Genomic DNA, 17,621 nt, shown 5'->3' on the forward strand with positions numbered 1-17,621 from the left:
CTTACGGCGGGGCTCCGCCGTTCCGGTCCGGTGGCGGAAGTCCCGAAGCGCGTGAAATCACTCAGACACCGCTGACGGGATCATTGATGCTGTTCGCTGCTTTCCTGGTGCGCGAACCGCATATTCAGTAGAAAATTCCCCTGTCGCATTTTCCGGCCGCCCGACTGATTAACCAGCCAAGACGCGATAAATGCCGGAAAACCCTGCGCGCGCGAGTCCGTGGTCCTATTCTCGTGCTGTCCCCGAAGGACGTTTTTCGATCCGCCAGCGGACCGGTCCCAGCAGACCCGGATCAGGGGAGGAACGCCGTGCTCGCCATCGACCAGCAGATGCGGGAGATGCTCCAGACGCCCGGGGTGTGCAGTGTCTGCCTCGTCGACTGGCGTGACAGCCGTGTCCTGAACTGTGTCGGCAGTGATGAGAGCGACCGGGTCATGGGCACGTCTGCGATCCTGCAGGCCATCCACGGCGGTCCGCTCTGCGCCACCCAGGTGGTGGAGGACGTGGTCGTCACCGAGGGCGACCACCACCTGCTCTTCGCGGTCCTGCGCGGCTCCGAGTTCTGCGTCCAGGTACGCCTGGACCGGAATCGGGGCAGCCTCGGCTTCGCCCTGCACCGCCTGCGCAACCTCGCCGACACCGCCGAGGTCCCGCGCCGGGAGCAGGACCGCCCGCCGCGTCGGGGCCGTGGCGGTCAGGTTCGGCCCCGTGCCCTGGTCACAGTGGAGCGCCCGGTGCTGGAACGCGTCCTGACCGCACTGCGTTCCCTGTCCCTGGGGCGGTTCCGGGCCGGAACGGTGGTCGCGTGACCGGTGGCACCGCCCCGCGCCACCGCGCTTCGGGACTGCGTCGTTGGATCGCCGACCGGAGAGTGCTGCGTCGGCTCAACCAAAGGAAAGAGAAGGACATGCCGAACATCGAAGCCGGGCTCAAGGAAATGATGGAGATCGACGGGGCGGTCGGTGCCGCCGTGGTCGACTACAGCAGCGGGATGGCCCTCGGAACGCTCTCCACGAACAAGTCGCTGGACCTCACCGTCGCCGCCGCCGGTAACACCGAGGTGGTCCGGGCCAAGATGCGGACCATGGACCAGCTGGGCCTCAACGACGCGATCGAGGACATCCTCATCACCCTGTCCGGGCAGTACCACATCATCCGCCCGCTCACCAGCCGCAAGGGGCAGGGGCTCTTCCTCTACCTGGCCCTGGACCGCACCCGGGGCAACCTGGCCCTGGCCCGGCACCGCCTCAAGAGCATCGAGGAGACCTTGGAGGTCTGAGCCCGTTGGCCAGGGGGCAGGATTGCGGTGACCACCCCCCGACCGCGCAGGGAGACCGGCCATGTTCCGGATCGCGATCAGTCGGCTCACCGACGACGGCCACCACATCACCACGGAACACCGGGGCACCGCCATGTCCGTGGACGAGGCGCTACTCGCCCTGCGCGAGCACCTGCCGACGGTGGACACCAGCGCCTTCGAGAGCGACGCCGTGCAGCGCTCGGTCAACCGCGTCAACGACTTCCGCCACGACGTGCACACCCCCGACGGCGGCCGCTACCGCGTGGTCATCGCCCCGATGATGTGAGCCCGGCGCCACGAGGGCCTCCGCGTGGCGCCGGGGCGAGGATCAGCAGTTCATCAGATCAGTGTGTCAGCCGGAGCCGAAGGCCGAGTCGAAGGAGGACTCGGGCGGGTCGAAGGCGTTGGCCCGGACGAACCTGACCGCCTCTGCGGCGCCGGTGAGGCGGTCCATGCCCGCGTCCTCCCACTCGACGGAGATCGGCCCCTCGTAGCCGATCGAGTTCAGCACGCGGAAGCAGGCCTCCCAGGGCACGTCGCCGCGGCCGGTGGACACGAAGTCCCAGCCGCGGCGCGGGTCGCCCCAGGGCAGGTGGGAGCCCAGCCGCCCGTTGCGGCCGTTACCCACGCGTTTGCGGGCGTCCTTGCAGTCCACGTGGTAGATGCGGTCCCGGAAGTCCCACAGGAAACCGACCGGGTCGATGTCCTGCCACACCATGTGGCTGGGGTCCCAGTTCAGCCCGAAGGCCTCCCGGTGGCCCACAGCCTCCAGGGCGGCCTGGGTCGACCAGTAGTCGTAGGCGATCTCGGACGGGTGCACCTCGTGTGCGAACCGCACGCCCACCTCGTCGAACACGTCCAGGATCGGGTTCCAGCGGTCGGCGAAGTCCTGGTAGCCCGCCCTGATGACGTCCTCGCCCACCGGCGGGAACATCGCCACGTACTTCCAGATCGCCGAACCGGTGAAGCCCACCACCGTGGACACGCCCAGCTTCGCCGCGGCCCGGGCGGTCAGCTTCATCTCCTCGGCGGCGCGCCGGCGCACCCCCTCCGGGTCGCCGTCGCCCCAGATCCGGGACGGCAGGATGTCCTGGTGGCGCTGGTCGATGGGGTCGTCGCAGACCGCTTGGCCGAGGAGGTGGTTCGAGATGGCCCACACACTGAGGCCGTGGCGTTTGAGGATGTCCAGGCGCTCCTGGACGTAGGCGTCGTCCGCGGCGGCCCGGGTGACGTCCAGGTGGTCGCCCCAGCAGGCGATCTCTAGTCCGTCGTAGCCCCAGGACGAGGCAAGCGCGCACACTTCCTCGAAGGGCAGGTCGGCCCACTGGCCGGTGAAGAGAGTGACCGGTCTGGTCATCGGACTACCTCCGTGGTGGTCGGGGTGGGGTGTGGCCGGTTGGGCGCCGGTCCGGTACGGGGCCGGACAGCTCAGAGCGGGGTCGGCCCCGCCGGTGCCGGCACACCGACGAGGCCGAGCATGAGGTCGCGGACCTCGGTGGCCGCGATGCGGTCCCGGGCCAGGGAGGGATCGGTGCACAGCAGCAGGGGCCCGTCCTCGGGGGACTCGTGCGGGCGCCCGTGCGTGCCCCGGACACAGCCCGGGTCCAGGGGGACGACGTTCATCGTGTAGCGCAGGCCGACCTTCTTACGGAACAGGTTGGCCGCCGCCCGCGCCTTGACCAGCGGGTCGGAGGGGTCCAGGAAGAGTTCGGCCGGGTCGTACCCGGGTTTGCGGTGGATGTCGACGCCGCGCGCGAAGTCGGGGGCCGATTCGTCGCGCAGCCAGTAGTAGTAGGTGAACCAGGCGCCGGGTCCGGTGAACAGGACCAGCTCCCCGGAGCGTTCGTGGTCGAGCCCGTACCCGGCCTGGGCCTCGCGGTCCAGGACCAGCTCCACCCCGTCCAGCCCTCGCAGGAGTTCGGCGACCTCGGGCAGGTCGGCGGGGTCCGGGACGTACACGTGCGCGCACTGGTGGTCGGCGACCGCGAAGGCCCGGGAAGCCCATGGGTCCAGGTACTCCATGCCCTCCTGGGTGTAGACCTCCAGGAAGCCCGCCTCACGCAGCAGCCGGTTGACGTGTACCGGCCGGTCGGCGGGGGTGATCCCGTACTCGCTGAGCACCATGACGGCGGTCCCGGCCGCCTCGGCGTCGTCGAGCAGCGGGGCGAGCGCGGCGTCCAGGTCGCGCACCGCCTGCCGGGCCTGCGCGGAGCCGGGGCCGAAGCGCTGGAGGTCGTAGTCCAGGTGCGGGACGTAGCAGAGGGTCAGGTCGGCCCGGGGCAGGAGCTTGCGGGTGGCGGCGACGATCCACTCGGTGGAGCGGATCGAGGCGGTCGGTCCCCAGTAGTTGAACAGCGGGAAAGGGCCCAGCTCCGAGGTGAGTTCGTCGTGCAGGGCGACCGGCCGGGTGTAGCAGTCCGGGGATTTACGCCCGTCCGCGTGGTAGACCGGCCGCGGCGTGACCGTCCAGTCGGTGGTGGCGCCCATGGCGTACCACCAGCAGATGTTGGCGGTGCGAAAGCCCGGCCGGTGGCGGCGGGCGGTCTCCCACACCTTCTCGCCCCGGACCAGGCGGTTGTGCTGGCGCCACAGGTACACCTCGCCCAGGTCCCGGAAGTACCAGCCGTTGGCGACGGCGCCGTGGTCGGCGGGGTCAGCGCCGGTCAGGAAGGTGGACTGCACGGTGCAGGTGACGGCGGGCAGGACGGTGTCCAGGGTGGCCTGCCAACCGCGGTCGGCCAAGGTGCGCAGGCGCGGTGCGTGTTCGAGGAGGCGGGGGGTAAGCCCGACCGCGTTCACGACGAGGAGGCGTCGATCGGTCATGGCGGTCCTTTCCGTGCGAGGGCTGGAGCGGGGTGAGTCCGGGGCCGGGTTCAGAGCGGGGTGAGGCCGAGGTCGGTGAGCCGGTCACGGGCCCAGGCCAGCTCGGCGGCGATCCCGGCGATGAGGCCGTCCTCACCGATCGGCCGCAGGGCCTCGGGCAGTACCGACCAGGTGTAGGTCTCCACCTCCACGTGGTCGGTGCGGGCGCCGCCGGGCCCCAGCAGGTGGGCGAGGGTTTCGGTGAGGTGGTCGGCGGTGCCGCGCAGGGGTGCGGCGGCGGGGGAGTGCAGGGGGGCGTGGAAGTGGGTGCGCCAGGGGCCGTGCCCCTGTAGGGGCCGGGGCCCGTCGAGGGCCTCGGGGAGGTCGTCGCGGCCCCGGGTGCGCCCACCCAGGAGTTCGCGGGTCTGGTGCAGGAAGCGGTCCTCCCGGAAGGCGGACAGGGCGGTGCGGGTCGCCGGATCGCTCGGGTCGTGGGCTTCCACGGCGGCCGACGCCTGGGTCTTGACCACCGCAAGCCCGGCGTCGGCCAGGCGGCTTAGCGCGGTGCGTGGCTCCTCGAAACCCACGGCCAGGTGGCAGGTGTCCAGGCACACGCCCAGGTGCGGGGGCAGGCCGGTGAGTAGGCGTGCGGCGTCCCGGGTGGTCTCCACGACGCAGCCAGGTTCGGGTTCCAGGCCCACCCGGACCGGGCGCCCGGCGTCGGCCAGCTCGTCCAGTACCGCGGAGAGTTCGGTGAGGTGGTCGCGGGCGGCCGTCAGGCGTTCGGGCCCCCAGGGTTCGCGCCAGGCCAGGGGCAGGGTGGAGACGCTGCCGCGGGCGGCGTCGTCGGGCATCAGCCGGGCCAGGACCCTGGCACAGTCCACGGTGTAGTCCAGGCGGGCGCGCTCGGTCCAGTCCGGGCTGTACACGGCGTGCTTGACCACGGGGGCGTGGAAGCCGGTGTAGGGGAAGGCGTTGAGGGTGACGGTCTCCAGCCCGGCCGCCTCCATGCGCTTGCGCAGCCGGTCGGTCTGAGCGGGGTCCGCGGCCAGTTCGCGGGCCAGCGGCGCGGGCAGCCACAGGCCGAGGCCGAGCAGGTCGGCGCCCAGGGCGGCGCGGACCCCGCCGCCAAACACCCGGATCTGGCGCAGGACGCCGTCGAGGTCCTCGGCCGGGTGGACGTTGGTGCAGTAGGCCAGATGGACGACGGTGCCGTCGGGATGCCGGAACCTCACGCGGCGCCCCCTTCTGGACCCTGCGTTTTCGGACCCGCTGCCGTCCCTGCATCCGGATCTGTTTCCGAAGCCTGCTCCGGGCGTTCGCCGCGCAGGATCGAGTTGCCGGAGAAGGTGGCCGGTGCGGTCCCGGAGCCCGTGGCGTCCTCCAGCAACAGGCGGCCGCTGCGGCCGTAGAACTCCACCGGGTTGCGCCACAGCACGCGGTCCACGTCGTCTGCGGTGAACCCCGCCGCGAGCATCTTCTGCCCGGTGTACAGGGTTGTCAGCGGGTCGCTGTGCCCCCAGTCCGCCGCCGAGTTGACCACCATCCGGTCCAGGCCGTGCTCGGACAGGATCCGCACCATCCGGTCCGGGGACATCTTGGTGTCCGGGTAGATGGAGAAGCCCAGCACGCACCCGGAGTCGAGCACCATCTCCACGGTGCTCTCGTTGAGGTGGTCCACCAGGACCATCTCGGGGGCGATTCCGGACTCGGCGATCAGCCGCAGGGTGTGCCGGGTGCCCTCGACCTTGTCCCGGTGCGGGGTGTGCACCAGCACCGGGAGCCCGAACTCCCTCGCCAGTTCCAGCTGGTGCCGGAATGCCTTCTCCTCCTCGGAGGTGCGTGAGTCGAAACCCACTTCACCGACGGCCACCACCCCGTCCTTGGCTAGGTAGCGGGGGAGGATGTCGAGCACTCCGGCCAGGCGGGGGTCGTTGGCCTCCTTGGGGTTGAGCGCGATGGTGCAGTGGTGGCGGATACCGAACTGCGCGGCTCGGAAGCGCTCCCACCCGACCAGGCCGTCGAAGTAGTCGCGGAAGGAGCCCACGCTGGTACGCGGCTGACCCAGCCAGAATGCCGGTTCCACCAGCGCGCGTACCCCGGCGTCGTACATCGCCCGGTAGTCGGCGGTGGTCCGGGAGGTCATGTGGATGTGCGGGTCGAAGATACGCATTATGCCTCCGGGGAGCGAGGGGCCGGGTTCGTCGAGACGGTCGGGAACCGTTCCAGGACGAGGTGGACGTCGGCGGGGACCGCCCGGCCCGCGCGCTCGCGCTCGCGGGCGAAGTCCGCGCACATGCGGGCCAGCTCGGCGTCGGCCCGTCCCGCCAACCCCGCCACCAGGCGCAGCGGCACCCCGACGAACAGGCATTTGAGCACGGTCTGGCGCCAGGAGTGGTCGTCGAGCAGGTCCTGGGCCCCGCTGGCGGCGGCCGCCGCCACCAGCCGGGTGTCGTTGGTGCGCATGGCGTCCGCGAGCAGTCGGCGGGAAACGGCGGCGACCTCCGGTGCCCGACTGGTCGCGCCCAGACCGCAGAGCCCGCGCAGGACCGCGCGGCGTTCGTCGGCGTCGCCGTACTCATAGAGGCCCTCGATCTCCCGGGCCAGGTCGCCCGGTGGCAGGACCTCCGACAACACGCGCAGCAGATCCGCGCGCACCAGGTCCTCCAGGGTCGGCCCCTCCGTCCCGGTGGGGTCGCCGGATGGCCCAGGTCCACGGACCACCCGCCGCGCCGCCGCCGGGAAGAGCACGGCCACGCGTTTGGGGCGCCCGGCCACCTCGGCGCGGAGCTCGTTCAGCGCGGCGAGAGCCGGTTCCTCCAGCAGGACCGCGACGTCCGGAAGGTCGTCATGCCCGTTCGCGTTCATCACGCCGACTCCCTCCGCTCCCGTGGAGCCCGTTCCCGCAGGACCCGCTCCCAGGCCGTGTCGATCGCCTTCTTGGCCCGCTCGGCGACCAGCGGGGCCGCATGTCCGTGCCGTGGCAGTTCCACCGCGGCCAACCCCGTGTAGCCGACCCGGTCCAGGGCGCCCAGCACCCCGGCCAGGTCGATGTCGCCCTCGCCGAACTCCAGGTGCTCGTGCACGTGCGGGCGCATGTCGTCCAGCTGCACGTTGGCGATCAGCGATCCGGCCCGGGTCACCGCGCCCTCGGGGCCGTCGGGCTCGTTGCACACTCCGTGCCCCACGTCCAGCGTCACCTTGAGCCGTTCGGGCCAGCCCAGCCTGCGCCGCAGCTCCAGCGCGTCGGACAGCCGCTCGGCGAACATGCCCGGCTCGGGTTCGAAGGCCAGGTCCACCCCGAACTCCTCGGCGGTCTCCAGGACCTTCGACACCTCGGCGGTGAGCCGGTCCCAGCCCTGTTCGCAGGTGGCGTCGGCCGGGAGGATGCCCGACCAGAAGGACACCGCCCGCGCCCCCAACGCGTCGGCGATCCGGACCGCCCGGCGCAGCAGGTCCACCCGCACGTCGCGGTCTCTTCCCGAGACCAGGGTGGGTTCGTGCTTGCGCCGCGGGTCCAGCAGGTAGCGGGCACCGGTCTCCACGACCACCGCCAGGCCCAGCGCGTCCAGCCTGCGGCCGACCTTGCGCACCCGGGCGTTAACGTCCAGCGAGAACGGGTCCAGGTGCGGGTGGTCCAGAGTCAGCCCGACCCCCTCATAGCCGAGGTCGGCGATGATCGCCAGGGCGTCGTCCAACCGGTGATCCCAGAAGCCGTTGGTGCCGTAACCGAACTTCATGCCATGTCGCGGTCTGCTGCTCAGGTCGTCGCTCACGTGACCGACACCGCCTTGGAGCCCTTCGCCGCCACGGGCGCGCCGACCGCCAGCGCGCAGGCGGTTCCCACCGCCCCGTACCGGGACAGCAGCGCGGCCTGGAGAGGGATCATTCCGCGGATGCCCACCCCGGTCGCCTCCCGCGCGTGCTCGGCGGAGGGCTCGTTCAGCGCCCGCCCCTGGGCCAGCCCCACGGCCGCGGCGTAGGAGCCGGCGAAGGCCCCGGCGGCCACCTCGCCCACCGAACCCCGTGTGGTGGCGGGAGCCGTGCGCGCCGGGTAGGCCGCCGTGGCCGCCCCGGTCAGGGTGCAGGCCAGCGCACCGGCGGCCGCCGCGGGGCTGGTGCCGTGGACCTCTCCCCGGCTCAGCGCCGTCACCCCGAAGGTGTGCACGGCCATGGCCGCGGCCGGGAGCGCCGCCGCGCACGTACGGTCGCCCGCACCGAGCAGCACGTCCAGCCCCCGGTTGACCGCCATGCCCAACGGGGCCAGCGGGGTGGGTTTGAGGACAAGGTCGTAGGCCCACACGGTGGCGGCCAGGGTGGTGGCGACCAGCGCGGTCCGGCGTCCACCGGCCAGCGCGGCCACACCCACCCCGGCCGCCGTGAGCCCCGTCGCGACCGTGAGCGCCTCGCCGGGGCTCACCGACCCGGAGGGGATGGGACGTTCGGGGCGCTCGACCGCGTCCAGGTCACGGTCGGCGTAGTCGTTGAGGGCCATCCCGGCCCAGTACAGGCAGACCGAGGCGACGGGCAGTGCCCAGGTGCGGGGTGTGTGCAGCCGCCCGGCCGCGGCGGCCCCGGTGAGGCTGTCGCCGATCACGGTCAGGGCGGCGGGCAGACGTACCAGCCGGGCCAGGGCGCGGAGCTTCCTGCTCATCCGCGCTCACCCCCTTCCGCCGGTCCGGGCGCAGGTTCGGAGCACCAGTCGGTGAGCGCCCGCCACTGCTCCATGAGGCCGTGCACCTCGCTCCCGGCCGGGTCCTTGAAGAAGAACCCCAGCTCCGGAACGACGCCGACCCGCCCGGCCCGGTGGGCGTGCGCGGTCAGCCGGGCCAGGTCCAGCACCAGCGGTGCGGCCAGCGCCGAGTCGTAGCCCGACCACGTGAACTGCAGGCTCATCCGGGCGCCCAAGAACCCCTCGAAGGACACGTGGTCCCAGGCGGTCTTGGTGTCGCCCAGGTCGGGCACGTAGTCGATGTGCAGGGGCCCGTTCACCGGGTGCCCCAGCAGGTGCTCCAGGCCCCGGGCCTTGGAAGCGGTCTTGTTGCTGTTGCTGGCGGGGTCGGAGAGGGTCGCGCCGTCGCCGCCGCCCAGGAGGTTGGTGGAGGACCACGAGCGCACCCGCAGCGCCCGGGCCGCGAACATCGGCGCGAGCACGCTCTTGACCAGGGTCTCCCCGGTCTTGCCGTCCGACCCCGCCCACGGCAGCCCCAGCTCCTCGGCCAGGACGGCCAGCGCGGGCGGACGCGGCCCCGCGTTGGGGGTGAACTCCACGAAGGAGCACCCCGCGCGCAGGGCCGCGTACGCGTAGGCCGAGCTCGCCGGAACCCGGGCGGTCCCCGCGTCCAGAGCCGCCTCCAGGAGGTCGGGTTCGGCGAGCTCGGTGGTCTGTGCCGGAGGGGGTTCGGTGCTGGACAGATCGACGGCCACGACGCGCTCCACCGCCTCGCGCTCGGCGAACTCGCGCAGGTCCTGTTCCAGGCGGTCCACGTGGCAGCGGGAGAACCCCTCGGTGTGCGGCTGCACGCCCTGACGGATCCGCCGGTCCACCGCGTCGAGTTCCTCCGCGAAGGCCGCCGGCAGGTGCGGTGGGATCACCCCGGACCTGGCCAGCGGCTCCGCGCTCTTGGCCAGGCGGGTGCCGCCCACGTCGTGGCCCCCGAAGACCAGGTCACCGAGTCCGGGCAGGTCAGCGGAGGCGAACTCGGGGCGTTCGGTGACGCACCCGGTCCGCTCGGCGGCACCCGCCCGGACAGCCAGCGCGCCCAGGACGGCCGTCGTGGCGACCGATCCGCGTGCCCCGACCAACCACACTCCGATACGTGTCATGCGTTCCCCTCCTGGATGGGATACGGGTTCTGCAGGTCCTACTGGTGTTGCGGTGTCTTTCCGCTCGTCCTCTCGCCGATCGCCGTCTAGTGGTCGTCGTGTCCGGGCGGGTCGCCGACGGCGCCTTCACCCTCCTCGGCCTCGTCAGGCTGGAGGGCACCACTGCCGGGCTCGGCGGGCAGGTACAGGTGGATGTGGCCGTGACCGGCGTCGATGCTCACCACGTCGAGTTGGGTGGCGCCCACGGACCAGGCCTTGACCGCCTGGTCACGCAGATCGGAAGCGAGGTCGAGCAGCTCCACCTGCTGGTCGCCCTCGGCCCGGGAGGCGGCGTGGTAGGCGGTCATGGCGGAGCCGAGCAGGTCCACGGAGACGCTCAGCCCGGCTTGGGTGACGTTGAAGTCGGTGTTGCCGGAGCCGGAGTCGCTGAAGTGGCCGCGGGCGCCCCGCACCGTGTCGAGCCAGCCGTCGATCTCCTCGGCGTCCGGGAACTCCTCGGCCGGGGCGGAGCCGTCAGCCGGAAGCACCTCGTTCAGGGAGGACAGCACCGGGACCAGCTCTTCATGCGCGGCTCTGGTGTGGTGGATCAGGTTCTCCACCTGGTCGACGTGGCGGGCGTCGGCGGAGGCCTCCAGCTCGGCCACGCGGGCCGGGTCCGGTGCGACGGTGTCGTCTCCACCCCCGAAGAACAGCACCACCGAGGCGACGACGGCGCCGACCAGCAGTACCGAACCGCCGGTCAGCCACCAGGTGGTGTGGGTGGAGTTCGCGGAGTGGACCTTCTCGGTCCCATCCGGGGGCGGGGCCGGGGCCCCGGCCTCCGACGCGGGGGCCTTCCCCTTCTCTTTCTCGGTGTGCAAAGGATCGGTGCTCACGGGCACCTCCTGTCAGGTTGACACTTGCCGGGTTGCGGGCGGCGTGTGCCGTGCGAACGACGCCGCAGGGGTGTGGCGGGGCCGGAGGGGGCCGGCCCCGCCACGGTTCGTCGCACTACTGCCGAGCGGGGGCCGAGCGGTACTCGGCGGTACTCAGCGGTACTGCTGTCCGGGTGCTAGGTGGTCGTGGTCAGGTGTTCGAGACCGTCGGCCAGGCCCGCCAACTCCTCTCGTGCGCTGTCGTCGGCCACGCTCTGCGCGGTCGTGCGGAAACGGTCCAGGGAACGGCCGGCCTGTGCCGGGCGGTCCACCCCGACGTGGTGTTCGGCCAGTTCAAGGTGTCGGGTGAGCCGGGTCGCCTCGGAGACGGTCAGAACACCCTCCTCGACCATCGCCTCGATCCGCTCGATGACCTCGGCGAAGGTGTAGGTCTCCGCCTCGTCCTCCAGGTCGATGACCTGCACGTCGCGGAACCACACGAGGTCGTTGTCACCGTGGTTCTGCAGCCCGACCTGCCCGGACGACAGGTCCCGGGCCGGGTCGGTGCTCTCGAACTCGTTGACCAGCTCCCCGTTGATCCACACCCGGATCATCGGGTCGTCGACCTCGATCTCCATCGTGTTCCACTCGCCCACGACCTCCGGGTGGGAGTCCGCGGCCTGGAAGCTGTAGACGGCCCCGGTCCGGGTGAGCGGGTCGCCGTCCGGAGCTCCGTACGGGTCAATCTGGATCTCGTAGCCCTCCTCGACCGCGACCCAGGGGTCGTCGCCCGGTTCGGGGAACCCGACGAAGACACCGGAGTTGTCGGTCTCCTCGTGGGTCAGGTAGTCCAGCTTCAGGCGGTAGGAGCCGAGCTCGTCCTCGTGCCAGAGCAGGCCCATCCCGCCCTCGGTCTGCAGGACGCAGCCCTCGCCGCCGTCGACGATCCCGAAGCCGCCCGGACCGGCCATGTTCCAGCCGTCCAGAGACTCCCCGTCCCACAGGGCGCGGTAGCCGTCGTCCACGTTCGGCGGCGCGCACTCGACGGGGTCGGGCTCGTCGCCGACCGTGACGGTGTGCGCGGCCGAGGTCCCGGTCCCGCCGTCGCCGTCGGTGGCGACCGCGCTCACGGAGTACTCGCCCTCGGCGACGTCCTCCCAGGTGGCCTCGTAGGGGCTCTCGGTCACCGTGGCGACCGTCTGCCCGTCCACGAGGAACGTGACCTCCTCGATCCCGGCGTCACCGTGGTCGGTGACCTCCGCCGCGAGCGGTACGTCCTCGCCCACCTCGTAGGTCGCGCCGTCCTCCGGGCTGGTCAGCTCGGTCTCGGGCCCGTCCCCGTGGCCGCCGTCGTGGTCGGCGTTCACGTCGAAGTAGTTGAGGTTGAACAGCCCGTCGGTGACGGTGGGGTCGTCCCCGGTGAACACCAGGTAGAGCGCGATGGTCTCGCCCGGGTCGGTGACCTCCATAGTGACGTCGGTCCACTCCTGCCACCCGCCGGTGACCGGAACGTCGACCTCGCCCAGCAGTTCGCCGTCGGGGGCGTCCATGCGGGCCTCGATGGTCCCGCCGTACCCCTCCGAGGCGACCCGGAAGGTGATCTCCTCCACCCCGTGCAGGTTGACCGGGTCGTAGGAGGTCCAGTCCCCGTGCCCAATCCAGGCGACGTTGCGCAGCCCGCCCTGGGAGTCCTCCGCGGGTTCGGTCTGCACGCCCTGGCTGCTGCGGAAGTACTGCGCCTGCATCCGCGAGGGGTTGAGGGTGACCCCGTCGCTGCCGGTCAGGGGCGGTGCCGAGGCGCCGCCGCCGTCGGTGTACTCGGCGGTCAGCACCCAGAAGATGTTCATGTCGTGGCCGTGGGCGCCGTCGGTACCGGTGGCGCTCACTCCCTCGCAGCTGTCGTACTGGGTCCACGGGTGCGCGTGCGTGTCATGGCCCAGAGCCGAGGTGACCTCGACGTCGCCGCAGTCGACGCCGTCGCCGATGGAACCGTCCTCGGCGTCGTCCACCGACACTTGGAAGGGGATCTCGTCTCCCCAGCTGAAGAACTCGCCGTCCCTGGGGCTCTGGAAGGCGACGTCCGGGGCCGTGTTGCCAGCGGTGATGGTGGTCGTGGCTGTTCCGGTGCGTTCCTCGGCGTCGGTCACCGTCAGCGTGACGGTGTACCGGCCGTCCTCGGTGAAGGTGTGGGTGGGTGAGACCTCCGTGGAGGTGTTCCCGTCGCCGAAGTTCCAGGCGAAGTCGATCGCCTGCCCACCGGGGTGGAAGGAGTCCTGCCCGTCGAACTCGACCGTCAGCGGGGCCGGGCCGGAGGTGGTGTCCGCCTTGATCCGGGCGACCGGGCTGTTGCCCGCGCCGATGTAATCGATTCGGGAGATGGCCGAGTCAGCCGAGCCGCCGAACCAGCCTGAACCGTACTCCAGCACGTACAGGGAACCGTCGGGGCCGAACTCCATGTCCATGGGGTTGGCCAGGTCGATGTCCGGGACGGTCTCGGTGATGTCGAGCACGCCTCCGTCGTCGTCCAGGTGCACCTGCTTGATCCACTGGCGGCTCCACTCGTAGAGCAACGGGATGCCGTCGTAGTACTCGGGCCACTTGGTGTCCGACTCCAGGTCGGGGTCGAAGTGGTAGGCCGGGCCGCCCATGGGGGCACCCCCGCCCGTGCCCAGGTGCGGGAACTCCTCGGACTCGTCGTAGCCGTACCAGATCGCCGCGGGGGTGACCGGCGGGAGTTCGGTGAGTCCGGTGTTGCGCGGGGACTCGTTGACCGGCGCGTCGCAGTCGAACTTCTCCCCGGACGTTCCGGAACCGAAGTCGTAGTGGTTGTAGGCGGAGTTGTTTCCGATGCAGTAGGGCCAGCCGATGTTGACCGCCTCGGTGATGTGGTGCCACGTCACCGTGTTCTCCGGCCCTCGGTCGGGATCGGCCGCCAGCGCGTCCGGCCCGTAGTCGGCGAGGTAGACGCTGCCGTCCCCTTGGTCCACGGAGAAGCGGAACGGGTTGCGCAGGCCCATCGCGAAGATCTCGGGCCGGGTCAGGTCGGCGTCGGAGGTCTGCGGTGGGAACAGGTTGCCCTCGGGGATGCCGTAGCCGCCGTCCTCGTCGACCGAGATACGGATGAGCTTGCCGCGCAGGTCGTTGGTGTTGCCGGAGCTGCGCTGGGCGTCGAAGGCCGGGTTGCGGCTCTCCCTTTCGTCATGCGGGCTGAAGCCGTCCGAACCGAACGCGCTGGTGTCGTCGCCGGTGGACAGCAGCAGGTTGCCATCCGGGTCGAAGCCGATGTCACCGCCGACGTGACAGCACATGCCGCGGGTGGCCTCGACTTCCAGGATCACCTCTTCACTGGACAGGTCCAGGGAGGGCGAGTCACCGTCCACGAACTGGAAGCGGGACAGGTTGTTGTGCGCCTCGTAGGGCTCGAAGTCCTCCGGGGAACCGTTCTCGGGGGCGGCACCGGAGGGTACGCCGTCCAGCACGGGCGCGTAGTACAGGTACACCCACCCGTTCTCCTCGAAGTCCGGGTCGAGCGCGATGCCCTGGAGCCCGTCCTCGTCGTGGTCGTAGACGGGCACGTCCGCCAGCGGGTTGGTGCTGTAGGTCTCCGGGGACCACAGGGACACCTGCCCGTCACGGGAGGTATGCATGACCCGGCCGTCCGGGAGTACCGCCATGCCCATCGGCTCGCCGACGTTCTCCTCGCCCTGGGCGAGCGTGACCTTCTCGAAGTTGTCCCACTGGGTCGCGCCGCAGTCGCCCTCGGCCTGTCCCGCGGCCCACTGCAGGCCGCCGAGCAGGTGGTCGGCGAACTCCGGTTCGGAGTAGGACTCGATGGTGTGGCCGCCGCCGGTGTACCAGGACCGGCCGCCGTCGTAGACCTGGCACCAGGCGATCGGGTGGTCGAAGCCCATCTGACCGGCCGGGTCGACCTGGTCCTCGTAGGAGGCCTCGTTCAGCCCCGCCAGGACGTGCACGTCACCGCGCGGGCTGGCGTCGAAGTCGTACCACTCGTCCTCCCGCACCCAACTCGCCGGAAGCATCTCCGTGGAGGGGTGGGCCCGGTCGTTCACCATGACCTGGGCTTCCTGGGTGCCGGGCGGATGGCTGGCGAAGTACGCGCCGACCAGGTCGCCGTACCACTCCCAGCCGTAGTGGGTGTCGGAGGCGGAGTGCACACCGGCGTATCCGCCGCCGTTTCGCACGTACTCCTGGAAGGCGGCCTGCTGGTCCTCGTCCAGCACGTCTCCGGTGGTGGAGAGCCACACGACCGCGTCGAAGCGGGCGAGGTCCTCCGGGTTGAAGATGTCGGCGTCCTCGGTGTGCTCGGTCTCGAAACCGTGCTCCTCGGCGAGGGCCTCGTAGAGGGCGACGCCGTAGGGGATGGAGTCATGCCGGAAGCCGGTGGTCTTGGAGAAGATGAGCGCGGTGAACGTGTCCTGTTCGGCCGCGTCGGCCGTGTCGGCCTGTGCCGGGACCGACGTCAGCCCGAGGGCCAACGCGATGCTCGCCGTTAGGGCGCCCAGCGCTCGTAGGGGTCTGTTGATCACGGGAAACCTCACCTGGGGGTGGGGGGCGATGAGTCCGTGCGGCGTGCCGGCGCCGACGGCAGGGACGGGAACGTTCGCGTGTCCGGCAGGGGCCGGGTAGCGGGTGCGAACCGTCTGGGGGTACCTGCTATCGAGTTCGGAAGCGGGGAGTGGCCGCCTCATCGGTGTGATCAGTCCACGGCGGCTCCTTTCTTCTGGGGCAGGGAGGTCGGGGGTGAACAGGGGAGCGAACGTAGGAAGGACAGGCCATCCACCGCGATCGCGTCCTGCGAGGCGGCCAGGGGCCGCCACACGGACGCGGCCGTGGCGATGCTGGCATTCTCGGCTGTGAACGACTCGATGACCAGGGGGCCTGAGTAACCGGATTTATCCAATGCGGTCACGATCCGTGACCAGTCCAGATGGTCGGCGCCGGGGGTGCCCCGGTCGTTCGCACAGACCTGGACGTGGTGGACCCTTCCGGCGGCCCGCTCGATCGCGGCCGCCACATCACGCTCCTCGATATTCATGTGGTACACGTCCAGCGCCAGCCCGCAGTGCTCCGCGGGCAGGTCCGCCAACGCCTCCAGGGCCTGATCGACCGTGTTGAGCACGCTGGTCTCGTACCGGTTCAGCGGCTCCACGGCGATGCGGACCCCCGCGGCCGACGCGTGGTCGACCACGGGGGCGAGCGCCTCGGTGAGCTCAGCGCGCAGCCCCGCCCGCTCGGACGGGGACATCCGCCACGTACGCCCGACCGAGGCGTAGGCCGGGCCCGCCACGACGGTGGAACCGGCCGTCGCCGCGGCGTCCACGACCCGCTTCAGGTAGTCCTGGGTGGCCGCGCGGGTGGCCGGATCGGTCGCGACCAGCTCCCGGCCCGGGCCCATCACCAGCACGGTGCTGGTCGCCAGGCCCAGCCCGTCCAACAGGGTCCGGGAGCGCCGGGGGTCCCAGTCGCCGACGTTCTCTACCGGGAGTTCGAGCACGTCGAACCCCCAGTCGGCCACGCGCGGCGCGATTCGCTCCAGCGCGGCGTCGGTGAGCGGCGACGTCCACACCCAGGTGTTGACCCCCAGCGCGCGCATCTAGCGCTCCGTCCAGGCCTCGGGGAAGCCCGGCAGGTCCTCGCCGCCGAACTTCGCGTAGTGCAGGGAGGGCATGTCGGAGTTGAGGTCGAGGTAGTCGCCGAGCTCGTCCTGGCGGATCGGCTCCTGCGGCAGGATCCACTCGGAGGGGACCTCCTCGCCAGCCAGGATCATGCCCGCCGCGATCACCGGGGTGCGCCACTGGAAGTTGGAGTAGACCGGGGCGATCGCCGTCAGGCCCTCCTCGTCCCACTTGCGCATGAAGCTCAGCTCGTCCTCACCGGCGATCACCGGGTAGGGCTGACCGGCGTCCTCGAAGGCCTCCAGGCCCGCGACCGCGCCGTCACCGGCGTCCATCCAGATGCCGTCCACGCTGCCGCGCTGCAGGTGCTGGGAGACCAGGTCCTTGATCGCGGCCCCGTCGCCCCCGGTGAACTCGAAGCCCAGGACCTCCAGCTCGCTGTCGCCGAAGATCTGCTGGGCGGCGGCCCAGCGGTGCTCCAGCACGTCCACGCCGGGCAGGATGCGCAGCGCCAGCACGGTCGAGCCGGGCTCCAGGTTCTCCACCAGGAAGTCGGCCGCGTCGGCGCCGTAGGCGTAACCGCCGATCGGGTGGATGAACGTGACCATGCAGTCCGAGTTCACCCCGCGGTCGAAGACGATGACCGGGACGCCGCTGTCGCAGGCGGTCTCCACCGCCGGGGTCAGGGTGGCGGTGGTGGACGGCGAGATGATGATCGCGTCGCAGTCACCGGCGTCCACGAACGCCTGGATGTCGGAGATCTGCTGGTTGTCGTCGTCGGCCGCGTCCGAGACCCGGAAGTCGCCGATCCTGCCCTCATCGACCAGCGCCTCCACCTGCTGCTCCATGGTGATGAAACCGGTCACCCGCCAGGGGTTGGACACCGACGCGTTGGAGAAGCAGACGGTGGCCTCCTCCGGGTCGTCGATGGCGAACTCGGAGGTGTCGATCCAGTCCGGCTCGATCGCCTGCATCCAGGGCTCGTCGTCGGAGCCCTCCGGGGTGATGCCGCGCTGGGCGAGCTGGGCGTCGAACTCCGCCTGGTCGAACCACTCGGCGTCCGGGGTCAGGGAGCCGTTCCCCTCCCCGTTCCCGCCGTCGGCGGAGTCCGGATCGCCTTCGGGGGCGTCGGTGGTACAGGCGGTGAGCATCAGGGCGAGGCTGGCGGCGCCAGCCAGGAGTACGCGTGTGCCGCGCATGGGG

At 71.1% G+C, this 17,621-nt stretch carries 15 protein-coding genes; 3 read left to right on the forward strand and 12 right to left on the reverse strand.

Annotated elements, in window-relative coordinates:
* The first annotated feature begins 308 nt into the window (after window positions 1-308).
* From D457_RS0120120 to D457_RS0120130, 3 genes are all read left to right on the forward strand, one after another.
* Complete coding sequence (locus tag D457_RS0120120; RefSeq protein ID WP_017582474.1) at window positions 309-809, forward strand: hypothetical protein; 501 nt, start codon at window positions 309-311, stop codon at window positions 807-809.
* A 98-nt stretch (window positions 810-907) separates the two neighbouring features.
* Window positions 908-1,279, forward strand: a complete 372-nt coding sequence (locus tag D457_RS0120125) for a hypothetical protein (RefSeq protein ID WP_017582475.1) — start codon at window positions 908-910, stop codon at window positions 1,277-1,279.
* Window positions 1,280-1,340: 61 nt separating this feature from the next.
* On the forward strand, window positions 1,341-1,586 hold the full coding sequence (locus D457_RS0120130) for a hypothetical protein (protein ID WP_017582476.1): 246 nt from the start codon (window positions 1,341-1,343) through the stop codon (window positions 1,584-1,586).
* A gap of 66 nt (window positions 1,587-1,652) precedes the next feature.
* Here the strand turns inward: D457_RS0120130 and D457_RS0120135 are convergent, their stop codons facing one another.
* From D457_RS0120135 to D457_RS0120190, 12 genes are all read right to left on the reverse strand, one after another.
* Window positions 1,653-2,657, reverse strand: coding sequence for a sugar phosphate isomerase/epimerase family protein (locus tag D457_RS0120135; protein WP_017582477.1), 1,005 nt, complete (start codon window positions 2,655-2,657; stop codon window positions 1,653-1,655).
* A 71-nt stretch (window positions 2,658-2,728) separates the two neighbouring features.
* The gene (locus tag D457_RS0120140; protein WP_017582478.1) at window positions 2,729-4,123 is read right to left on the reverse strand and encodes an alkaline phosphatase family protein; all 1,395 of its coding nucleotides are present in this window, start codon (window positions 4,121-4,123) and stop codon (window positions 2,729-2,731) included.
* 50 nt (window positions 4,124-4,173) lie between these two features.
* Complete coding sequence (eboE, locus tag D457_RS0120145) at window positions 4,174-5,337, reverse strand: metabolite traffic protein EboE (protein ID WP_017582479.1); 1,164 nt, start codon at window positions 5,335-5,337, stop codon at window positions 4,174-4,176.
* Window positions 5,334-6,275 carry a TatD family hydrolase gene (locus D457_RS0120150; RefSeq protein WP_017582480.1) on the reverse strand — a complete coding sequence of 314 codons (942 nt, stop codon included), beginning with the start codon at window positions 6,273-6,275 and terminating at the stop codon, window positions 5,334-5,336. The genes eboE and D457_RS0120150 overlap by 4 nt, the downstream gene beginning before the upstream one ends.
* Window positions 6,275-6,970 carry an EboA domain-containing protein gene (locus D457_RS33010; RefSeq protein WP_169542749.1) on the reverse strand — a complete coding sequence of 232 codons (696 nt, stop codon included), beginning with the start codon at window positions 6,968-6,970 and terminating at the stop codon, window positions 6,275-6,277. The genes D457_RS0120150 and D457_RS33010 overlap by 1 nt, the downstream gene beginning before the upstream one ends.
* Window positions 6,970-7,878: a sugar phosphate isomerase/epimerase family protein gene (locus D457_RS0120160; RefSeq protein ID WP_239646166.1), complete on the reverse strand. Its 909-nt coding sequence runs from the start codon at window positions 7,876-7,878 to the stop codon at window positions 6,970-6,972. Before D457_RS0120160 ends, D457_RS33010 begins: the two co-directional genes overlap by 1 nt.
* Window positions 7,875-8,756 (reverse strand): SCO3242 family prenyltransferase, encoded by an 882-nt coding sequence (locus D457_RS0120165; protein ID WP_017582481.1) that lies wholly within the window; start codon window positions 8,754-8,756, stop codon window positions 7,875-7,877. Before D457_RS0120165 ends, D457_RS0120160 begins: the two co-directional genes overlap by 4 nt.
* Window positions 8,753-9,928 carry an inositol-3-phosphate synthase gene (locus D457_RS0120170; protein ID WP_017582482.1) on the reverse strand — a complete coding sequence of 392 codons (1,176 nt, stop codon included), beginning with the start codon at window positions 9,926-9,928 and terminating at the stop codon, window positions 8,753-8,755. The genes D457_RS0120165 and D457_RS0120170 overlap by 4 nt, the downstream gene beginning before the upstream one ends.
* Window positions 9,929-10,014: 86 nt before the next feature.
* Window positions 10,015-10,803 carry a hypothetical protein gene (locus D457_RS0120175; RefSeq protein WP_017582483.1) on the reverse strand — a complete coding sequence of 263 codons (789 nt, stop codon included), beginning with the start codon at window positions 10,801-10,803 and terminating at the stop codon, window positions 10,015-10,017.
* 176 nt (window positions 10,804-10,979) lie between these two features.
* Window positions 10,980-15,329 carry a ThuA domain-containing protein gene (locus D457_RS0120180; RefSeq protein ID WP_039831599.1) on the reverse strand — a complete coding sequence of 1,450 codons (4,350 nt, stop codon included), beginning with the start codon at window positions 15,327-15,329 and terminating at the stop codon, window positions 10,980-10,982.
* Window positions 15,330-15,499: 170 nt separating this feature from the next.
* Complete coding sequence (locus D457_RS0120185) at window positions 15,500-16,396, reverse strand: sugar phosphate isomerase/epimerase family protein (protein ID WP_017582485.1); 897 nt, start codon at window positions 16,394-16,396, stop codon at window positions 15,500-15,502.
* Window positions 16,397-17,617, reverse strand: a complete 1,221-nt coding sequence (locus tag D457_RS0120190) for a substrate-binding domain-containing protein (protein ID WP_017582486.1) — start codon at window positions 17,615-17,617, stop codon at window positions 16,397-16,399. It abuts the gene before it with no gap.
* Between the last annotated feature and the right edge of the window lie 4 nt (window positions 17,618-17,621).

The sequence above is a fragment of the Nocardiopsis valliformis DSM 45023 genome (assembly GCF_000340985.1).
Lineage (GTDB): Bacteria > Actinomycetota > Actinomycetes > Streptosporangiales > Streptosporangiaceae > Nocardiopsis > Nocardiopsis exhalans.